Here is an 18,258-nt window from a genome sequence, read left to right on the forward strand (position 1 = left end):
ACACAGCAGTACCGGAAACACAGCAGTACCGGTTACACGGTGACGTGCTGGCGATCCGATCGACTGATCGTCACTGCGGCGACGACAACGCCGATCACCACGCCGATGAGGGTGTCCGCGACGCGAGCCACTGCCGCTTCGGTCCCGATCGGAGCGCTGAAACCGATGAGGAGCAGTGCCATCGGGGTGACGGCCAGTGATGTCAGTGCATAGTTCTTGATCACGAGCAGCTCCGCAGCGGTTTGCAGAATCACGACCACGGCAACCGCTTGCCAGTAGCCGAGCGTCAATGCGATGAGAGCAGCAGCGACGACGGCGCCACCGACATTTCCCACCAACCGCTGAATCCCACGCTGGACGGTCTGCTTGTAGTTCAGCCCCTGCATCGCTGCGATGGCACCCATCGACGCCCAGAGTGGATGCTCCAACCCGGCTCCCGCCGCGAGCCAACCGGCCAGAGCCGACGCTGCCACGATGCGCAGAGCATTCATCCGCACCGGGCGCGAATACAGCCGATTCAATCCTTCGAGGAAATAGCCTTCGGGTGCGGCCAGGGTCTGTGCCGGCGCGAGGTCGTGTTCGATCATGCTGGAACGCTTGAGCTTCCGAAGCTCCTTCTCGTGCCGAGCGATGCTGCGAATCAGGGTGGCGTCGGCGTGCAACTGCCACTCCTGAACTGCCGCTTCTGCTTCGTCGAGCACTGCGACCAGTTCGCGTCCGTGATCGACGGTCGACTTGATCCGGCCACTCGACGCAATGACCAAGCGCGCGTTGGCAATCGATGCGAGTGCCGGCTCCACTCCGTCTTTGCCGGACTGTTCGAGGCGCCCGACGGCAGAGACGGCACGAGCCACTGCCAGGCGAGCAGGTCCCATCGGCAACACGAGTGCCGGAAGCATCGCGGCTATCCACCCGACCAGAACTCCGAGCGCACCGACAGTCACCAACCTCGCCAAATCATCGACGCTGGAGGCATATCCGGCTGCACCGGTCGCTGCGAAGACGAGGATGACGGGCCCCGGCCCGGTGATCCGGAAGCCCGACATGAAGCAATACGACGCACCGGCAAGCAACGACAGGATGCCGATCTGCACCCATATCGGAACGCCCGCGACACCCATGGCGCCGCCGAAGGCAATCGAAACCACCAGTGCAGCGCCCACCATTGCCAGCTTGCCGGCCAACCGTGGATACGGCTCGTACCTGCCGAAAGCGGCACACAGCGCACCCAAGGCCGCGAAGCCGGCCAATTCCCGATGCCCGAGCAGTCCGCCGACCACGAGGACTACGGCGGTGGCGAGTCCGACCCTGATCGCCGGGGCGATGGTCGCGTCCGCGGATCCGATACGAAAAGCCGCTCGCCACGTCGCCCGGGAGACGGTATGTGCAATGGCCTCACTCGAATGAGTGAGACGGCTGGGCGTCCTGGCTGCGGTTTCGGTTCGGGTCACCCACCCAGCATACATTTATTTCACTAGTAAATTACTTGTGAAGTAATGTGAAATCTGTCGCTAAGATGGGGCCATGGGCGCGGCGAACAGATCCGAAGACGACTTCATCGACAAAGTCCGTCGCGAATGGAAGCGCGCCTACCCCGAGTTCGACACTGCTCCCGTCGAGGTGATGGGCCGGATCGCCCGCATCAACGCGCAGTCTCTCCACCAGCTCGACCGGGCGCTGGCATCGAGCGGAGTCTCTCGAGCCGAATTCGACGTGATGAGCGCACTCGCTCGCAGCGACCGTCCCCTGCGAGCGAGCGAGGTCACCGCCGTCACGATGGTCAGCGGCGCCGCCACCACAAAACACGCCGACCGCCTGGCCAAACTGGGCTTTGTCGAGCGCCAGCGTTTCGAACACGACGGGCGGGTGGTTCTGCTTCAACTCACCGATGCCGGTCGCGAATTAGTCGAGGCAGAGTTTCCCCGACGAGTCGAGCGAGACCGTCAGGTTCTGACCGGACTCGACGAGAGCGAACGAGCCCAACTGACGGCACTGCTCAAACGAATCTCACTCAACATCGACTCGGGGATCTGGGACTGACCTACTTCGGCAGCGGTACGTTCTGCAAACGCACCTGACCGCGTGCCACCTCTTTGCCCGATTCCGGATCGGTGATGACCACCGACCACAACTGCTGAACCCGTCCTTGTTGAATCGGGAGAGCTACGACGTCCACGCGCCCACCCGTGCGGGCGCGCAGGAAATCCGTTCCGTTGTGCACTCCGACGGCAAATTCGCCACGGTCCGCCACTGCGGTACTCGCCCCGATGCTCGCGGCCGACTCGACGGCAGTCGTGTAAACGCCGCCGTGGACAACGCCCCACGGAGTGTGGTGTGCCTCGGACAGATCGATGTGCCCGACAACCTTGGTGCCGGAGACCTCGTCCAGTTGCAATCCGGCGGCACTGACAAATCCGCTTGCTGCCTCGAGATTCAATTCCGTCATGTCGACCCCTCATCTGCTCGGTTGGATTTCTCGACTCACCTTCCGCCCCGAAATACGTGCCGTCAAGTGCTAAGTTGGATTTCCCAACTAACGTCTTCAACCAATAAGGACACCGACACGATGGCAGCAAAAGGACGTAACTGCTCCATCGCCAACGCCTTGGAGGTCGTCGGCGAGAAGTGGTCACTTCTGGTGCTCAGAGAAATCGTTCTCGGGCAACGACGGTTCGACGAGATCGCCGCGGGCACGGGAGCCAGCCGCGACATCCTCGCCGCGCGTCTGCGCACCCTTGTCGACGCCGACGTCCTCGCAAAGCGTCGGTACGAAGAACATCCGCCGCGCTACGAATACGTCGCCACCGAATCAGGGAAGGCGCTCTACCCGATCCTGATGGCACTCATGGAATGGGGAGACACCTTTGCGACGACGGGTCCGCCGCCAACTGTCGTCGAGCATCGTTGCGGTGAAATCATGCACGCCCAAGTTGTGTGCGCACACTGCAAAGAGCCGCTGGTCGCCAGAGACGCGCACGTAGTCGAACTCTCGCCACCTGCTCGATAGCGTCAACGTCCGGGTGGAAACCCGCCGGTTGCGATCGGACCCCACGAGTCGACGGTGACACGGATCAGGCTCTTGCCCTGCTTGCGCATGGCTTCGCGGTACTCGTCCCAGTCAGGATGATCACCGGCGATGGATCGGTAGTAGTCGACCAACGGTTCCACCGAATCCGGGAGATCGATCAACTCCGCGGTTCCGTTCACCTGGACGTACGGACCATTCCACTCGTCAGAGTGGATACATAGAGACACCGCCGGCGTCCGTCGAACATTCGCCGCTTTGGCCCGTTCCGGGTACGTGGAGATGACGATCCGACCCTCGTCGTCGACACCACACGTCACCGGCGAGATCTGCAGCTCGCCCGATTTCTTCATCGTCACGAAGGTGGCCCGATGGCGCGGCCTGACGAATTCGAGGAGTTCTGCAAACGACACACGATCTGCGCTGGCGATCTTGGACATGGCCTCAGCCTAATTCGATTTACGAGCTGACGCCTAGGGCATCTCGATGGTCTGAGCGCGTGCGATCTCGCCGATTGCACGAATGATGTAGGCGCTCTGAGCTTTCTTCACTCCTGTGGACAAGCTCCCGATGACCAGGACCGCCGAACGCAGGTACGCGCCGTGCCCGATGCGGAACGAATCGTCTTCCAGATCCGAGATCCCGAGCGCCCCGGTGTAGACCGCGGCCAGTGCCTGCACGTCCAGATCCGGCAGCCACACGATCGTGGACTTGGCGCAAGTAGTCAGCGCATCCTGCACGTCCTCACTGGACAAGCCGTCCGGATGCGTGTCCTCGAGCAATTCGCGCACGATCGCCGCGTGAACGGAGCTGACCTGCTCGAAGGAGAGCCCGCGCAGTTCTTCGACGGCGGCGAGCAATCCGTCACGATTTGCCGCCCGGACCGCGACGAGTGCGTCGGCCGTGGCATCGGCGATGTCACGGGCCACGTTCGGCCAAGCCGTCGGCCAGCTCTGTTCGGGCATCATCGTGGTGTCTCCTCGGTCTTCGCGTTCACGCGGAAGCCTGCCACAGCCCACCGACAGGCCAGACGATCCGTCAATGCAGCCGCCCCAACAAGGACATTGCGTTATGCGGCGCAAAGCCTTTCATGTCGTTGTCGAAGTAGACGTACACGTCGAGGCCCTCGTCCGCCCAGGCCTGAAATCGCTTGGACCACTTGTCCAGAGCTTCGTCGGTGTACCCACTCGCATACAACTCCTTGTCTCCGTGCATCCGCACGTAGACGAAGTCGGTAGTCGGAGTGGTGATGCGGGGGTACCTACCGGCGGTGTCTGCAACGACAAAACCGATGGAGTGCTCGCGCATCAGGTCCACGGCTTCGTCGGTCTCGAAGCTGGCGTGCCGCGCCTCCACCGCGTAACGGATCGGTACATCCTTCTCCGTCTGCGCGAATACTCTCTCGTCGGTCAGCTTGTCGTCGTGCTGCGCTGCCAGATCAGCAGCAGCCTGCGTGGTACGGGGAAGACCGTCGAAGAAATCCGCCAACCGCCGCGGTTCGAACTGCAGCGTCGGAGGTAGTTGCCACAGAATCGGCCCGAGCTTGGGACCGAGAGCGAGTGTCCCGGCGGCGAAGAAGTTCGCGAGTCCGTCGCGGGCGTCGAGCAGCCGTTTCATGTGCGTGATGTACCGGCCGCCCTTGATGGCAAACACAAAATCTTCGGGAATTTCACGGCGCCATTTGGTGTAGCTTTCCGGCTTCTGCAGCGCATAGAACGAGCCGTTGATCTCGATCGACGTCAATCTCTCTGCGGCGTAAGACAATTCTTTGCGGTGAGCCAGACCTTTCGGATAGAAATCTCCGCGCCACGCGGGATACGTCCACCCGGAGATACCTACCCGAATATCTGCCATCGCTTCAGACTAAGCGGCACTCCAGTGTTTTACACTCCGTGTTTTCAAACTCCGGCACTGAGCGCGACGGATACCGGTACGACGGTCAGGCACACCACCGCGGCGACGAACAATGCGATCACGAGGCGACGGTCCCATTTTCCGCGTGCACCGCTGGCAGCCAGCATGAAGATCACAAAACCTACACACACGGACACGATAGTCACGATCACCGGAGTTCCAACCATGCCGTGATTGTCCCCTACCCATTGCCACCGAGCGCCCTACGGGTACACGATCGAAGTACCCATCCCGAGCAAGGAGTGGAAATGCCGAAATACCTCTGGCAAGTGACCTACTCGCCCTCCGGCGCCGCCGGCCTACAACAGGAGGGAGGCACTGCGCGACGCGACGCGATAACCCGAATGGTCGAAAGCATCGGCGGCACAGTCGAATCCTGCCACTTCGCACTGGGCGGTCACGACATGTTCGTGATCGGCAACCTGCCGGACGACGTCGCGGCCGCCGCATTGAGCATTCGTACAGCTGCGGCAGGTGCAGCCCGCTCGGAGTCGATCACACTGCTCACGCCGGAGCAGATCGACGAGGCAGTCAAGCGACCGACCGACTACCGCGCGCCGGGCAAATGATTGCGGAAGGAATAGATCCCGGCAGCGCCCGAGTTGCACCCGCTGTGACGGAGACTACGCAAACACCCGACCTTGGCACCTACGGAATCTGGCGAGGAGCGGCTGGTTTGCCGCCCGAACTGGGAACAGCGATCGAGAAACTCGGTTTCGGCACCATCTGGATCGGCGGCTCACCGCGGGCCGATCTACGGATCGCCGAGAAACTCCTCGATGCGACCGAGCGCATCACCGTGGCAACCGGAATCGTCAACATCTGGTCCTCACCTGCGGCTGAGGTGGCGGAGTCCTATCACCGACTCGAAGCCGCGCATCCGGGGCGATTCCTCCTCGGTGTAGGCGTCGGACATCCGGAGGCGACCGGTGACTACACCAAGCCGTACGCCTCGCTGGTGTCTTACCTCGACGAACTCGATGCAGCCCAGGTCCCGGAATCTCGCCGTGTCCTCGCCGCGCTGGGACCGAAGGTGTTGAAACTGTCCGCCGATCGCGCCGCCGGCGCGCATCCCTACCTGACCACCCCCGAACACACGGCCGAAGCTCGTGAAATCCTCGGACCCTCGAAGATTCTTGCTCCTGAGCACAAGGTTGTTCTGGAAACCGATCCGGAGAAGGCCAGAGCAATCGGACGTCCCGCCGTCGCCAACCCCTATCTGTATTTGCGCAACTACACGAGCAATCTCGAGCGCCTCGGTTTTGCACCCGAAGAGTTGGCCAACGAGGGAAACGATCGCGTGATCGATGCCCTCGTTGCACGCGGTACCGCGAAGTCCATCGCCGATCGACTTCGCGAGCATGTCGCGGCGGGCGCCGATCACGTTGCGATCCAAGCACTTCCTGCCGAGGGTGATCCGCTCGCGACCTACGAAGCACTGGCCGCCGAACTCTTCGGCTGACCGGACAACCCTTGACTTGGATAAGTTATGTCCGAGTATACTTGGACATGACTTATCCGAGTAAAGGAGAAAATCATGAAGATCGTCATTTTCGGGAGCGGGCTCATCGGAAGCCAGGTCGCCGCCAAGCTCACTGACGCCGGGCACGACGTGAAGGCACTCGGTCGTGCCGACGGGATCGACATCACCACCGGCACAGGTATCGCCGAAGCCGTCGAGGGCGCCGACGTCGTGGTGGACCTGACCAATTCCCCGTCCTGGTCGGACGAAGACGTCTTGGCCTTCTTCCGTGACGGAACCGGCCACATCCTCGCCGCCGAAGCGAAGGCCGGCGTCGGGCACCACGTCATTCTGTCCATCGTGGGTGCCGATCGACTGCCCGATTCGGGGTACATGCGAGCCAAGGTCGCCCAGGAAGACCTGGTCAAAGCGGGCCCGATCCCCTACACGATCGTCCGCTCGACCCAGTTCTTCGAGTTCGTCGCCGGAATCGCCGACGCGGGAACCACCGACGGCGCTGTCCACGCAACGCCGGGACATCTGCAACCCATCGCGTCTCGAGACGTCGTTTCTCACGTCGCCGAGGTAGTGACCGCCGCGCCGCAAAACGGCACGGTCGAGATTGCCGGGCCCGAACCGCTGGGCATCGACGAACTGGTCCGGCGCCTGTTCCTCGTCACCGGCGACAAGCGTTCGGTGATCTCCGATCCCGAGGCCGGCTACTTCGGCGCGAAACTCGACAACTCGGCACTCACCCCGACACCCGGTGCAGATGCATGGATTGCGCCGACAACATACGACGCGTGGCTTGCCGAGAAGGCCTGACGGACACCCTCGACCGATGTCCGACCCGCACCACTTTCCGCGGCGTCGATAGAGTCCAATCATGAAGCTTTCCGGAGGCGTGGAGTGGTCACTCCACTGCTGTGTGGTTCTCAGCCAGGCCGAGGGGCCGGTACCCACAGCCAGACTCGCCGAACTTCACGGGGTGTCGAAGACATACCTGGCGAAGCATCTGCGAGCGCTCGCGCACGCCGGTCTGGTCAATCCGACCGAGGGCCGAGACGGTGGGTACGTTCTCACCCGGGCTCCCGAGAGCATCACGGTTCTCGACGTCGTACAGGCGGTTGACGGCACCGAACCTGCTTTCCGGTGCACGGAGATTCGGCAGCAAGGAATCCTCGCCGCTCCGCCCGAGCAGTGCCGTTCCGCCTGCGGAATAGCCAAAGTCATGGCTGACGCCGAAAAAGCCTGGCGCGCATCACTGTCGGGGGTCACGATTGCCGATCTAGCTGCAACCCTGGACCTTCCGGCCCTCAGAAAGATCCTGACGGAACCGATCTCGCCCTAGAGTCGTCTACGCCTCACGATGCATTAATGCGTCTTTCAACTATCGGGTACCTTGTTCGGGGATCAAATCTTGACGAAGAAACCTCCGGGAATTTTCGCAAGATCTCGGAGGGGGTTTCATGGGAGTCAGTGGCGCTGCGGGGTTGGGGCAGAATATCCGTCAGACAACGGGACTGTTGCGTCGCTGGTGGTCCCTTGCGTACGACGGCGAGTGGTTCCCCAGGTTTCTGGCTGCTCGATCGATGTTGGGGACAGCCAGGGTCGTCGTCACCTTCTGGTGTGCGGTGTTCGTCGCACTCGCCGTTCTGGCTCAATTCGTGAAGGGCGGCGCGACCGAAGTCCCTGAACGGCTCGCTGCTGGGACAGCATGTGTGATCGCGCTGTACTGCATGATTCGTTGGTCGTTCGGACGATCCTGGCCGAGCCACCGACAATCCGTTCGATTCATTGCGCTCACCAACATCTGTTTGTCGTTGATCCTGCTCGCCGGAATCCATGCGAGCTTCCTGGCACTGACCGGTGCTGTGCTCTTCGTGGTCGTCGCGAACTATTCGTCGGTGTTTCACAGCCCCCGGATAGTGACTGCGCAGATCGCCGGCGCACTGCTGGTCGTAGCCCTACTGACAATTCGAGCGGTAACCGATCCGGATACCGATTCCTCACTGTCGGTGTCCACTGGATTGGTCATCGGGTGTGTTATCGCCTCAGCCGCGATGACAGTGCATTTCCTCGTCCTGTATTTGACCGACGATGCACGACACGCTTGGCGAGATCCACTCACCGCTGCCCTGAATCGGCGTGGGCTGCACAATGTCTGGCACCAGCTGTTCGATGTCGAAGAACTCCGGGGACACGTAGTCCTTGCGATAGTGATCGACGTCGATTCGTTCAAGAGCGTCAACGACAAACTGGGTCATGCAGAAGGCGATCGGATGCTGGTGACCGTGGGTCGACGATTGAACTCGGCCGTCGGAGAGATCGGGCTGGTGGCGCGGACTGGCGGCGACGAGTTCGTGATTCTCATGCCGGTCGAGCCACGTCGTATCGAAAAAACCGTGGTCGACATCCACAACTCGATATCGCGGCCCGCCGGCCGACAGTCGATCTCGGTGAGCGTCGGCGCCAGCGTGTGGCTGTCCTCGACAATCCCGGACGCTTCGGGAACCATCGATCGGATTCTTGCCGATGCCGACAACGCGATGTATCGGGCGAAGCGACGAGGTGGAGACCAGGTAGCCTGGGCGGTAACGCATCTGAGCTGAATCAGCACGTCACATACCGATCAGCTTCTAGAGCGACGCTTCGCTGTCGTTCGCCGGATCCAACTGATCCTGGGTAGCCGCCCAACTCGCCAAGAGTTTGAGTGCATCAGCCGTCGGCGTCCCAGGCGCTGCGGTGTAGACCAGCAGTGTCAGCCCGGGATTGGACGGCAGTTCCATCGCCTCGAAGTTCAGTTCCAGGTCGCCGACGACGGGGTGGCGAACCTTCTTGAAACCCGTCCGATGAAAGCGCACATTATGTTTCGCCCAACGGGTGCGGAATACCTCACTGCGGGTGGCAAGTTCACCGATGAGCTCGGTCAGGGCCTTGTCGTGGGGATTGCGCCCCGCTTCCGAGCGGAGCATCGCGGCGATGTCGTCTGCCGCGCGCTCCCAATCCACGAAGAAGTCTTGCGACGCCGGGTCCAGGTACACGAAGCGGGCGTTGTTCGCCGGCCTACGCGGATCAGCCAGGACCGGCGAATACAGCGCGCGCGCCATGCGATTGGCCGCCAGCATGTCGTGCCTGGCATTACGTACCCACGCCGGGGCGTCGGTGATGGCGTCGAGTATCTGCTGAATCGCCGGGCTCACGCCCTTGGGTGCCGGCCGCTTTCTACTCGGTGCGCCGGCACTGGCAGCCTTCGCCAGGTCGTACAAATGGGCAGTTTCGGCCTCGTCGAGTTGTAGTGCTCGGGAGAGGCTTTCGAGTACCGAGTCCGACGCTCCAGCCAGATTTCCGCGCTCCATGCGTACGTAGTAGTCGATGCTCACACCGGCGAGCAGAGCGACTTCCTCACGGCGCAATCCCTTGACTCTACGGTTTCCGCCGTAGGCCGGCAGTCCTGCCTGCTCGGGAGTGATGCGAGCACGACGGGAGCTGAGGAATTCGCGAATCTCGGCTCGGTTGTCCATGCAGTTCACGTTACTCGAGCGGCGATGACAGAGGGAGGTACTGCCGTTACCTGGAACAACAGACACTCCCGCGCCCGCGATGCGCGGCGTTGACTCATTGCAGTCGACCGGTTCACGCAGAAACGTCGACCCAGAAGCACGCAACACCACAAGCGAGAGGGGACATCATGCGCGCAACCATCATGTACGGCGCCGGAGACGTTCGAGTCGAGACCGTGCCGGATCCAGTACTTCAGCAGCCGACGGACGCGATCGTACGGGTCGTCAGGGCCTGCGTCTGCGGCTCTGACCTGCACCCTTACCACAACATGCCGGCCACGCCAGGCGGTTCCCCGATGGGCCACGAGTTCGTCGGAGTGGTCGAAGAGACAGGTCGGGAGGTGTCCACGTTGAAGAAGGGCGACTTCGTCATCGCCCCCTTCGCCTGGTCGGACGGGACGTGCGACTTCTGCCGCGAAGGCTTGCAAACTTCCTGCCGACACGGCGGATTCTGGGCCGGAAACGGGATCGGAGGCGGGCAGGCGGAGGCCATCCGCGTGCCATTGGCAGACGGCACGCTGGTCAAGGCGCCGGTGGGCGAGGATTCCGAACTCCTGCCATCACTGCTGACGCTTTCCGACGTCTTCGGTACCGGCTATCACGCGGCGGTCAAGGGCGGCGTCAACCAACGCACGACGGTCACGGTCATCGGAGACGGAGCAGTGGGCCTGATGGCAGTGCTCTCCGCCAAACGCCTCGGTGCCGAGCGCATCATCCTCATGGGGCGCCACAAGATCCGCACAGACCTCGGCCTCGAGTTCGGAGCAACCGATGTGGTTGCCGAACGTGGCAACGAAGGCATCGAGAAAGTCCGTGAACTGACCGGCGGGGACGGCACTCACGTCGTTCTCGAAGCGGTAGGTCACATGCCTGCCTACGAGCAGTCACTCGGAGTTGTCCGACCGGGCGGCGTCATCAGCCGAGTCGGAGTACCCCAATACGAAGAAGCTCCAATCGGATTCGGGACACTCTTCGGGCCCAACGTCACTCTTACCGGCGGACCGGCTCCCGTTCGCGCGTACATCGAAGAACTGATGCCCGATGTTCTCGACGGAAAGATCCAGCCGGGCAAGGTCTTCGACCGCACCGTCGGACTGGACGACGTTGCGGAAGGCTACCGAGCCATGGATTCCCGTGAATCGCTGAAGGTCCTCGTCCGCCCGTAATCCACCACCTGTGAAGAAGAAGCGCGTGACTCACACTGCCGACAACCCGGCCGCCGGTCGAATCAACTCCACCGCGATCCTGGCGATCATTCTGATCAGCTATTTCATGATCCTGCTCGACAATTCGATCATCTTCACCGGTCTACCCAGCATCCAGATCAGCATGGGTTACTCAGCGACCGGTCTTTCCTGGGTCCAGGACGCCTACACCCTGGTGTTCGGCGGCCTTCTCCTGCTGGGCGCTCGTCTCGGGGACATCTTCGGTCGTCGTCGCGTATTCGTCACCGGGCTCGCGATTTTCGCGATTGCGTCGTTTCTCGTCGGCGTCGCACCGAACGGGTGGTGGCTCATCGCGGCGCGCGCTCTCCAAGGCGTCGGAGCTGCGGTGGTGGCCCCGGCGTCGCTGTCACTGTTGACCGCCAGTTTCCCACCTGGTCGGGAGCGAACGCGCGCTGTTGCCTGGTACGGCGCTGCAGCAGGGATAGGCGCCAGCCTCGGACTCGTGATCGGTGGTGCCCTGGCCGACTGGGTGTCTTGGCGCGCAGGCTTTTTCATCAACGTTCCGATCGGTATCGCGATGATCGTGCTCGCTCCCCGGTTCATTCCGGAAACCGAGCCGAACACCGGACGTTTCGATGTGACCGGCGCCGTTCTCGCCACACTGGGCATGACCGCACTCGTCTTCGGCACCGTCAACTCGGCCGAAGCGGGGTGGACCTCACCGATCACTGTTTCGACCCTGGCGACTGGGGCGACCCTTCTGATCCTGCTCTTCCTCAACGAAGCGCGTGCGGAACAGCCGATCATGCCCCTGAGATTGTTCCGTAGCCGAGAGCGATCCGGTGCCTACGCCGCCCGAATGCTCTATCTGGGTGCCATGATCGGATTTTTCTACTTCACTACTCAGCTACTCCAAGGTGTTTTTGGCTTCAGCGCGTTCCAAGCCGGCGTCGCCTTCTTCCCGATGACGATCGTCAATTTTGCTGTGGCGATGCTTATTCCGCGACTGACGCCGCGATTCGGCAACTCCGCGCTTCTTTCGGTTGGCGTTGCCGTTACTCTCGCCGGCATGGGCTGGCTCAGCCTGGTCCATCCCAACAGCTCGTATCTCACTGCGATTGCGCTTCCGATGATCTTGATCGGCGCCGGGCAGGGGCTGGCATTCGCGCCACTGACCTCCGCCGGTATCTCCGGAGTACATGCCGAGGATGCAGGTGCCGCATCAGGATTGGTCAACACTGCCCACCAACTGGGCAGCGCTCTCGGGCTCGGCATCCTCGTCGCGGTCTCGGCAGGAGCCGGATCCACTGCCGACGACGCTGCAACCGCACTCACCGATCACGTATCAACGGCTCTCACCACAGGAACCGTCCTGCTCGCCGCTTGTCTCGTCATAGTTCTCACACTGATCGTCCCGGCTACGAGAACGCGAAGTACCACACAGCAATTCGAACCGGAGAAGGGAACCAGAGATGTCGCACTCGTGGACCGAGGCTGAACTGACCAAGATCGGCAGTGCCGAGGAATTGCAGATCTCCTCGTTCCGCCGCGACGGCACCGCGAGGCCGTACGTCACCATATGGGTTGTTCGGGCTGACAACGAGTTGTACGTGCGCTCGGCATACGGAACCGACAACCCTTGGTTCGTCCGAGCAACGGCAAGCGGAACGGGCCGAATCCGAGCAGGAGGAATTGAACGGGACGTCTCTTTCGAGGCCGCCACAGCGGATGCCCACTCCGTGATCGACTCCGCCTATCACACCAAATACGACCGCTACGGCCCACAGATTGTCGGCTCCGTGACCGGGCCGGAGGCCGCGCCCAACACAATTCGACTTGTTCCGCTGACGCAGAACTGAACTCACCCTTTCGATCCCGAGGAGAACTCATGGAAATCTTGACGCCCCAGCCCACCAGCAAGGCACCCGGCGACTGGTTCACCGGCGACGTCTGGTGGGACGTCATCTACGCCGGCCAGGAGCCGTCGAGGATGCGCGCCAACATGGTTCGCTTTTCACCGTGTGCGCGAACCGACTGGCATTCACATGCCCTCGGGCAGACCCTCCACATTGTCTCCGGCACCGCGCTGATTCAAGCTCGCGGCGGCGAGATCATCGAAGCACACCCGGGCGAGACCATCTATACCCCGGCGGGAGAAGAACACTGGCACGGCGCGGCACCAGATCGTTTCATGAGCCACCTCGCACTGTGGGAAGGACCCGGCGACGGTAGCGCCGAAACTACGTGGGGCGACAAAGTCACCGACGAGGAATACAACGGCCTCCGCGCCAACCGTCGCTGAGACCGGATAAGTCTCAGATACGTCGCATCACGGAAACAACCTTGCCCAAGATGGCCGCTCGGTCGCCGTCGATGACGCTGTACGCGGGATTGCGAGGCTCGAGATACACGTGACCGTCGCGGCGTCGGAGCACCTTCACGGTGGCCTCACCGTCGATCATCGCGGCAACGATCTCACCGGAATGGGCCTCGTCCTGGCGCCGCACCACGACGACGTCACCGTCGCAGATTGCTGCGTCGACCATCGACTCACCACGCACCCGAAGACCGAACACCGTGCCGGAACCGACGAGCTCGCGAGGAAGCGCCAACACCTCGTCGGTGTGCTCCTCCGCGAGGATCGGCGCGCCGGCGGCAATGTCGCCGACCACTGGAACCGTGACGGTATTCGACGACGACTGTTCCTTCGCGCCCACGAGGAAAGGCCGCACGTCCAACTGCCGAGCCATGGCCGCTCCCCGGCGGAGGAAGCCCTTCTCCTCGAGGCTCTTGAGGTGCTTGGACACCGTCGATGTCGAGCGCAAGCCAACCGCGTCTCCGATCTGCCGCGTGCTCGGCGTGCACCCGTTGGCAGCAACGAGATCCCGGATGGTCATCAGAATCTGCTGCTGGCGGAGCGGCAGGGAGGAGGCGTCGAGGCCACCGAACATGTCGAGATCGTCGTAATCGGTCACGACGAGAATCGTAGTGAGAGGTCCCGACATCTCGGCCAGGCAGGGAGGCCGGAAAAGAAACAGCGGTCACAGTTTGTTTCCCGAGCAGCACATGGCACGCTGAGCTGATGGAGCCTCTCGAACCGATGCGCTCGGTGAGTGTTCCCGCCGACACCCATACGTCGACCCCGATCTGGAAGTCGGCGCCGGTCACTTTGGGAACGATGGGCGTATTTGCCTACGCATTGATGTCCACGAGAACTGGCGTGGTCGAAGCTGCGCTCGGCGCGATGATCGCGATCGCCGGCGCCGCCCTCTACTTCATTTCAGTAATGCGCACGATCAGAGAAAACTCGGGCATCCGCGTACCCCTGCTCGGAACCCCACCCGTGTCGCCCCGTGACGTCGACCTGCTCGCCGGGGCCGGGATGCCGCTGATCATGGGTGGATCGTTGTTGGCCATACGAGCAGCGGGATGGACCTGGCCCTACCTCTACCTCGGACTGCTTGCCGTGACCATGGTCGCTGCCTATGTTCTTCCCGTCGTGGTGCACAACCGACGATTGCGGAAGCGAACTCACCGATCACAAACCCCGTGACGCGATCGGGTACGTCGACGCAACATCTCCAGCACATTCGCCGACGTCCCCAAGGTGGAGTCGACTATGCGCTGGCGACCTTGCTATCAGGCACGACAGCAATATCGACCTTGCTGAACTGCAGCACACCGTCTTCGATCTCGGCGTCGTGCATCAGCTTGCGGTCGCGGTAGTAATTGTTGACCACTTTCCATGCGCCACGGGCACCTTGGCGCGGCATTTCTCCGTCGCCACGCTGAATGTAGCCCGAGGTCAGAGCTCCGCCCATGAGAGATTCTTCCGCGAAGTCCTCGGGTTCGGCGTGAACCTCGAAAGTCGTGTAGCTGCGCTTGCGCATGATCTTGAGCACTCGACACAGATAGGACGCGGCCAGGTCTGCCTTGAGCGTCCAGGATGCGTTGGTGTAGCCGAGAATCATCAGGAAGTTCGGAATGTCGGAGTAGAGAACACTCTTGTAGGCGACTGTCTCGTTGAGCTTGACCGGCTCGCCGTCGACGCTCATGGCCGCCCCGCCCAGGATCTGCACGTTCAAGCCGGTCGCCGTGACGATGATGTCGGCCTCGAGTTCGAGACCCGACTCGGTCACGATGCCATTCTCGGTGAACTTGGCGATACGGTCTGTGACGATGTCGGCCTTGCCGCTCTTGAGCACCTTGAACAGGTCTCCGTTGGGAACCACGCACAGACGCTGATCCCACGGGTTGTAGCTGGGGGTGAAGTGACGCAGGTCCACGTTCTTGCCGAGTTGCAAGCGGATCTGGGTGAGGAACAGCTTCTTCGCCAGCTTCGGGTTGGTACGTGAGAGCTGAAAGCTGGCGCGTTGCAGTGCGATATTGCGGGCTCGACCGATCTTGTACGCGATCTGGTCGGGAACGCGTGCGAGCTTGAGACCTTTGGCAACAGGGTCCTCGGACGGTAGCGCCTGGATCCACGTGGGCGAGCGCTGCAGCATGGTGACGTGGCCGGCAGTGGGGGCCATCGACGGGATCAGCGTGATCGCGGTGGCACCGGACCCGATGACCACGACCTTCTTTCCGGTGTAATCGAGATCCTCGGGCCAGTGCTGTGGGTGCACGATCTGACCGCGGAAGTCGTCCTCACCTGGGAAGGCGGGGCGGTAGCCCTTGTCGTAGTTGTAGTAACCGCAGGCGCCGACGAGGACATTCGCGGTCCACGTCTCGGTCTCTCCGGTGGCCTCGATCAGGACGGTCACGGTCCACTGAGCAGTCGCGCGATCGAAGTCCATTGCCACGACCTTGCGGCCGAAGTTGATGTGGTCGGTGACGCCGTATTCCTTGGCAGTTTCCTCGACGTAGTCCCGGATGCTGGAGCCGTCGGCGAGCACTTTGGTGCCGATCCACGGACGGAACCCGAATCCGAAGGTGAGCATGTCGGAGTCCGAACGGATGCCCGGGTACTTGAACAGGTCCCAGGTGCCACCGATATTTTCCCGGCGCTCGAGGATCGCGTAAGTGCTTCCCGTCTGCTCCCGAATGAGGTGACAAGCCGCGCCGATTCCGGACAAGCCAGCGCCGATGATCAGTACGTCGACATGCTGTGGCATGGAGGAAACTCGTTTCGTAGGTCGTCGCGAAGCTACATCTGGCGTCGGCGGTGGCCGAGAACGATCGGTCGTTTCAGGCCGGGTTCCCTACGGTCAGCGCCAGTAACCAGAGTATGTGCGACTTACGGTAACAGTCAATATCTCGACCCGACTCGATATCGACGTCGGACACGAGGCCTAGCAGAATGTCCACCCACAAATAGCCGACGGAGTGAAGTAGGAAGTCGATAATGAGGGCATGAACGAGATACAACCCCACAACCTCGAACGAGAGCGCTGGCGCACTCTGCCAACTCCGCCGTCGACCGAGTTGGTCGAGATGGTCGGGGACGGACCTTCCAGCGCGGACTTCGACCCTGCTGAACCAGTGGCACAACAGGGGTGAGACTGTCAGGACATTCCGGTATCTCGCAACGTGATGTTCAGCCTCCCCGATGGCAGACCGATGCCCGGAAGAGAACTTCCTGCAATAACTTTCGGCACACCGTGATACGCGAACCTCGACTCTCCGCCGAACACGAAGAGATCACCCGAGTGCAATTCGATATCGGTGTACGGCTTGTTCCGGTTCTCGGAATTCCCGAACCGAAAGACACAACTCTGCCCGACGCTCAGTGAGACGACGGGAGCGTCGCAGCGCTCGTCCTTGTCCTGGTGCATGCCCATGCGAGCGCCCTCGTCGTAGAAGTTGATCAGCGCGGTGTCGGGCGTGTACCTCTCCCCCGCACGCGGGTCACCGTAGGCAGCGGCAACTGCGCTACGGCCGAGGTCGACGAGCCAGTCGGGCACCGCTGCGACAGGCGCACCGTTCACGTCGTCGGCGGTGCGGGTGTACTTGTACGGCTGCCAATGCCAACCCAGACAGACTGTCTGCACCGACATCTTGTGCCCACCAGGGACAACAGCGGAGCGCATCGGCACGGGTGCGGTTGCCCACCGTCGGCACTCGGCCACCAAGGTGCGTTGCTGTTCGACGCTGAGCCAATCCGGAACGAGGATCGCCCCCGGCGCCACTTCCAATCGTGGCCGAGGAATCAGAGCGTTCATGGTTTCCACGCTAATCGGCCCCGAGGCATTGACACCCTCCCCATCGGCTCGTATCGTAATCAACAGATTGGTTGATAAAGGAGATGGTTGACAAGTGATCGTGGATCCAGAGGCAGACGAGCGTCTCGACAAAGCGTTCATGGCGCTCGCCGACCCGGTACGACGGCGGATCATCGCCCGCCTGAGTAGCGGCCCCCAAACGGTCAACGAGTTGGCCGAGCCGTTCGAGATCACCAAACAGGCTGTCTCCAAACATATTCAGGTACTCGAAGCCGCGGGTTTGGTCACTCGCAGCCGCGACGCCCAGAGGCGGCCGGTACATCTCAACGCCGCAACTCTCGAGGCTTTGACCGCCTGGATCGACCGCTATCGACTGATCCACGAACAACAGTTCCGCAAGCTCGATCACCTACTCAGCACCACACAGAAGGAGACTTAGCCATGGCTACCACCAATCCCGTCACCATCACGGCTCCTGAGGGCGTGCCGTTCATCGACATCACCCGCGAGTTCGACGCGCCCGTCAGTGCCGTCTTCGCAGCTCATTCGAATCCCGAAGTGGTCAAGCAGTGGCTCGGCCCCAACGGATACGAGATGGAGATCGACGAATACGAGTTCGTCAGCGGCGGCCGGTACAAGTACGTTCATCGCAACCCCGAGGGAGAAGAGTTCCGGTTCAACGGCGTGTTTCACGTCGTTCGCGAGAACGACTTTGTCATCCAGACGTTCGAATACGAGGGATTCGCCGACGTGGTCAGCATCGAATCGATCACGTTCGAGGACCTGGGCAACGGGCGCACCCGACTCTCCGGCCATTCCGTGTATCCGAGCCTCGAAGCGCGGGACGGAATGATCGAGAGCAATATGGAACTCGGCGTCACCGAAGGTTACGAACGCCTGGACAAGATCGTCGCGCAACTCTGACCACCTGTTTGCCCGAACCTCCGCAGTGAAAGGCAGTTTC

Annotated in this window: 25 protein-coding genes; 15 read left to right on the top strand and 10 right to left on the bottom strand. The window is 61.9% G+C overall.

The window, feature by feature from the left end; all coding sequences use genetic code 11:
• Positions 1 to 32: 32 nt before the first annotated feature.
• Positions 33 to 1,466, bottom strand: coding sequence for an FUSC family protein (locus ACFT1A_RS13235; protein ID WP_378447341.1), 1,434 nt, complete (start codon positions 1,464 to 1,466; stop codon positions 33 to 35).
• A gap of 58 nt (positions 1,467 to 1,524) precedes the next feature.
• On the opposite strand from ACFT1A_RS13235, the gene ACFT1A_RS13240 reads away from it, so the two are divergent.
• On the top strand, positions 1,525 to 2,040 hold the full coding sequence (locus ACFT1A_RS13240) for a MarR family winged helix-turn-helix transcriptional regulator (protein WP_230817536.1): 516 nt from the start codon (positions 1,525 to 1,527) through the stop codon (positions 2,038 to 2,040).
• Between the two features lies 1 nt (position 2,041).
• On the opposite strand, the gene ACFT1A_RS13245 is transcribed toward ACFT1A_RS13240, so the two are convergent.
• On the bottom strand, positions 2,042 to 2,446 hold the full coding sequence (locus ACFT1A_RS13245; RefSeq protein ID WP_069145498.1) for a PaaI family thioesterase: 405 nt from the start codon (positions 2,444 to 2,446) through the stop codon (positions 2,042 to 2,044).
• Between the two features lie 120 nt (positions 2,447 to 2,566).
• Here ACFT1A_RS13245 and ACFT1A_RS13250 point away from each other — a divergent pair, with 120 nt between their 5' ends.
• The gene (locus ACFT1A_RS13250; RefSeq protein ID WP_378447342.1) at positions 2,567 to 3,007 is read left to right on the top strand and encodes a winged helix-turn-helix transcriptional regulator; all 441 of its coding nucleotides are present in this window, start codon (positions 2,567 to 2,569) and stop codon (positions 3,005 to 3,007) included.
• 2 nt (positions 3,008 to 3,009) lie between these two features.
• Here ACFT1A_RS13250 and ACFT1A_RS13255 read toward each other — a convergent pair whose 3' ends face one another.
• From ACFT1A_RS13255 to ACFT1A_RS13270, 4 genes are all read right to left on the bottom strand, one after another.
• Positions 3,010 to 3,465 (bottom strand): PPOX class F420-dependent oxidoreductase, encoded by a 456-nt coding sequence (locus tag ACFT1A_RS13255; protein ID WP_378447343.1) that lies wholly within the window; start codon positions 3,463 to 3,465, stop codon positions 3,010 to 3,012.
• Between the two features lie 33 nt (positions 3,466 to 3,498).
• The gene (locus tag ACFT1A_RS13260) at positions 3,499 to 3,993 is read right to left on the bottom strand and encodes a hypothetical protein (protein WP_378447344.1); all 495 of its coding nucleotides are present in this window, start codon (positions 3,991 to 3,993) and stop codon (positions 3,499 to 3,501) included.
• A 70-nt stretch (positions 3,994 to 4,063) separates the two neighbouring features.
• Positions 4,064 to 4,879 (bottom strand): DUF72 domain-containing protein, encoded by an 816-nt coding sequence (locus ACFT1A_RS13265; protein ID WP_378447345.1) that lies wholly within the window; start codon positions 4,877 to 4,879, stop codon positions 4,064 to 4,066.
• 44 nt (positions 4,880 to 4,923) lie between these two features.
• The gene (locus tag ACFT1A_RS13270) at positions 4,924 to 5,106 is read right to left on the bottom strand and encodes a hypothetical protein (protein WP_095972013.1); all 183 of its coding nucleotides are present in this window, start codon (positions 5,104 to 5,106) and stop codon (positions 4,924 to 4,926) included.
• A gap of 81 nt (positions 5,107 to 5,187) precedes the next feature.
• On the opposite strand from ACFT1A_RS13270, the gene ACFT1A_RS13275 reads away from it, so the two are divergent.
• The 5 genes from ACFT1A_RS13275 (at position 5,188) to ACFT1A_RS13295 (ending at position 9,013) form a co-directional block, all read left to right on the top strand.
• Complete coding sequence (locus ACFT1A_RS13275) at positions 5,188 to 5,508, top strand: GYD domain-containing protein (RefSeq protein WP_007729728.1); 321 nt, start codon at positions 5,188 to 5,190, stop codon at positions 5,506 to 5,508.
• Positions 5,505 to 6,401, top strand: coding sequence for an LLM class F420-dependent oxidoreductase (locus tag ACFT1A_RS13280; protein ID WP_378447346.1), 897 nt, complete (start codon positions 5,505 to 5,507; stop codon positions 6,399 to 6,401). The genes ACFT1A_RS13275 and ACFT1A_RS13280 overlap by 4 nt, the downstream gene beginning before the upstream one ends.
• 75 nt (positions 6,402 to 6,476) lie before the next feature.
• Positions 6,477 to 7,226 (top strand): SDR family oxidoreductase, encoded by a 750-nt coding sequence (locus ACFT1A_RS13285; protein ID WP_378447347.1) that lies wholly within the window; start codon positions 6,477 to 6,479, stop codon positions 7,224 to 7,226.
• Positions 7,227 to 7,287: 61 nt separating this feature from the next.
• Positions 7,288 to 7,752, top strand: coding sequence for an RrF2 family transcriptional regulator (locus ACFT1A_RS13290; protein WP_378447348.1), 465 nt, complete (start codon positions 7,288 to 7,290; stop codon positions 7,750 to 7,752).
• A 118-nt stretch (positions 7,753 to 7,870) separates the two neighbouring features.
• On the top strand, positions 7,871 to 9,013 hold the full coding sequence (locus ACFT1A_RS13295; RefSeq protein ID WP_378447349.1) for a diguanylate cyclase: 1,143 nt from the start codon (positions 7,871 to 7,873) through the stop codon (positions 9,011 to 9,013).
• Positions 9,014 to 9,040: 27 nt separating this feature from the next.
• Here the strand turns inward: ACFT1A_RS13295 and ACFT1A_RS13300 are convergent, their stop codons facing one another.
• Positions 9,041 to 9,925: a helix-turn-helix transcriptional regulator gene (locus tag ACFT1A_RS13300; RefSeq protein ID WP_378447350.1), complete on the bottom strand. Its 885-nt coding sequence runs from the start codon at positions 9,923 to 9,925 to the stop codon at positions 9,041 to 9,043.
• 167 nt (positions 9,926 to 10,092) lie between these two features.
• Here ACFT1A_RS13300 and ACFT1A_RS13305 point away from each other — a divergent pair, with 167 nt between their 5' ends.
• Genes ACFT1A_RS13305 through ACFT1A_RS13320 form a run of 4 tightly spaced genes read left to right on the top strand, consistent with a single transcriptional unit; the run spans position 10,093 to position 13,432 of the window.
• Complete coding sequence (locus ACFT1A_RS13305) at positions 10,093 to 11,130, top strand: zinc-dependent alcohol dehydrogenase family protein (protein WP_378447351.1); 1,038 nt, start codon at positions 10,093 to 10,095, stop codon at positions 11,128 to 11,130.
• A gap of 25 nt (positions 11,131 to 11,155) precedes the next feature.
• Positions 11,156 to 12,628, top strand: a complete 1,473-nt coding sequence (locus tag ACFT1A_RS13310) for an MFS transporter (protein WP_378447352.1) — start codon at positions 11,156 to 11,158, stop codon at positions 12,626 to 12,628.
• The gene (locus ACFT1A_RS13315; RefSeq protein ID WP_378447353.1) at positions 12,603 to 12,989 is read left to right on the top strand and encodes a DUF2255 family protein; all 387 of its coding nucleotides are present in this window, start codon (positions 12,603 to 12,605) and stop codon (positions 12,987 to 12,989) included. The genes ACFT1A_RS13310 and ACFT1A_RS13315 overlap by 26 nt, the downstream gene beginning before the upstream one ends.
• Positions 12,990 to 13,018: 29 nt before the next feature.
• Positions 13,019 to 13,432 carry a cupin domain-containing protein gene (locus ACFT1A_RS13320; protein WP_378447354.1) on the top strand — a complete coding sequence of 138 codons (414 nt, stop codon included), beginning with the start codon at positions 13,019 to 13,021 and terminating at the stop codon, positions 13,430 to 13,432.
• Positions 13,433 to 13,445: 13 nt separating this feature from the next.
• Here ACFT1A_RS13320 and lexA read toward each other — a convergent pair whose 3' ends face one another.
• Positions 13,446 to 14,135 carry a transcriptional repressor LexA gene (gene lexA, locus ACFT1A_RS13325; RefSeq protein WP_317552332.1) on the bottom strand — a complete coding sequence of 230 codons (690 nt, stop codon included), beginning with the start codon at positions 14,133 to 14,135 and terminating at the stop codon, positions 13,446 to 13,448.
• Positions 14,136 to 14,212: 77 nt separating this feature from the next.
• On the opposite strand from lexA, the gene ACFT1A_RS13330 reads away from it, so the two are divergent.
• Positions 14,213 to 14,683 carry a hypothetical protein gene (locus tag ACFT1A_RS13330; RefSeq protein ID WP_378447355.1) on the top strand — a complete coding sequence of 157 codons (471 nt, stop codon included), beginning with the start codon at positions 14,213 to 14,215 and terminating at the stop codon, positions 14,681 to 14,683.
• A gap of 64 nt (positions 14,684 to 14,747) precedes the next feature.
• On the opposite strand, the gene ACFT1A_RS13335 is transcribed toward ACFT1A_RS13330, so the two are convergent.
• Entirely contained in the window at positions 14,748 to 16,247 is a 1,500-nt protein-coding gene (locus ACFT1A_RS13335; protein ID WP_378447356.1) for a flavin-containing monooxygenase, read from the bottom strand.
• A gap of 238 nt (positions 16,248 to 16,485) precedes the next feature.
• On the opposite strand from ACFT1A_RS13335, the gene ACFT1A_RS13340 reads away from it, so the two are divergent.
• Positions 16,486 to 16,632 carry a hypothetical protein gene (locus ACFT1A_RS13340; RefSeq protein WP_378447357.1) on the top strand — a complete coding sequence of 49 codons (147 nt, stop codon included), beginning with the start codon at positions 16,486 to 16,488 and terminating at the stop codon, positions 16,630 to 16,632.
• A 5-nt stretch (positions 16,633 to 16,637) separates the two neighbouring features.
• On the opposite strand, the gene ACFT1A_RS13345 is transcribed toward ACFT1A_RS13340, so the two are convergent.
• Positions 16,638 to 17,294 carry an alpha-ketoglutarate-dependent dioxygenase AlkB family protein gene (locus tag ACFT1A_RS13345; RefSeq protein ID WP_378447358.1) on the bottom strand — a complete coding sequence of 219 codons (657 nt, stop codon included), beginning with the start codon at positions 17,292 to 17,294 and terminating at the stop codon, positions 16,638 to 16,640.
• A 94-nt stretch (positions 17,295 to 17,388) separates the two neighbouring features.
• Between ACFT1A_RS13345 and ACFT1A_RS13350 the strand changes: the two genes are divergently transcribed.
• Positions 17,389 to 17,733, top strand: a complete 345-nt coding sequence (locus tag ACFT1A_RS13350) for an ArsR/SmtB family transcription factor (RefSeq protein WP_378447359.1) — start codon at positions 17,389 to 17,391, stop codon at positions 17,731 to 17,733.
• A gap of 2 nt (positions 17,734 to 17,735) precedes the next feature.
• A complete protein-coding gene (locus ACFT1A_RS13355; protein ID WP_378447360.1) occupies positions 17,736 to 18,218 on the top strand; it encodes an SRPBCC family protein in 483 nt (160 codons plus the stop codon).
• Positions 18,219 to 18,258 lie beyond the last annotated feature (40 nt).

It is taken from the genome of Rhodococcus sp. NPDC057135 (assembly GCF_042670865.1).
Lineage (GTDB): Bacteria > Actinomycetota > Actinomycetes > Mycobacteriales > Mycobacteriaceae > Rhodococcus_F.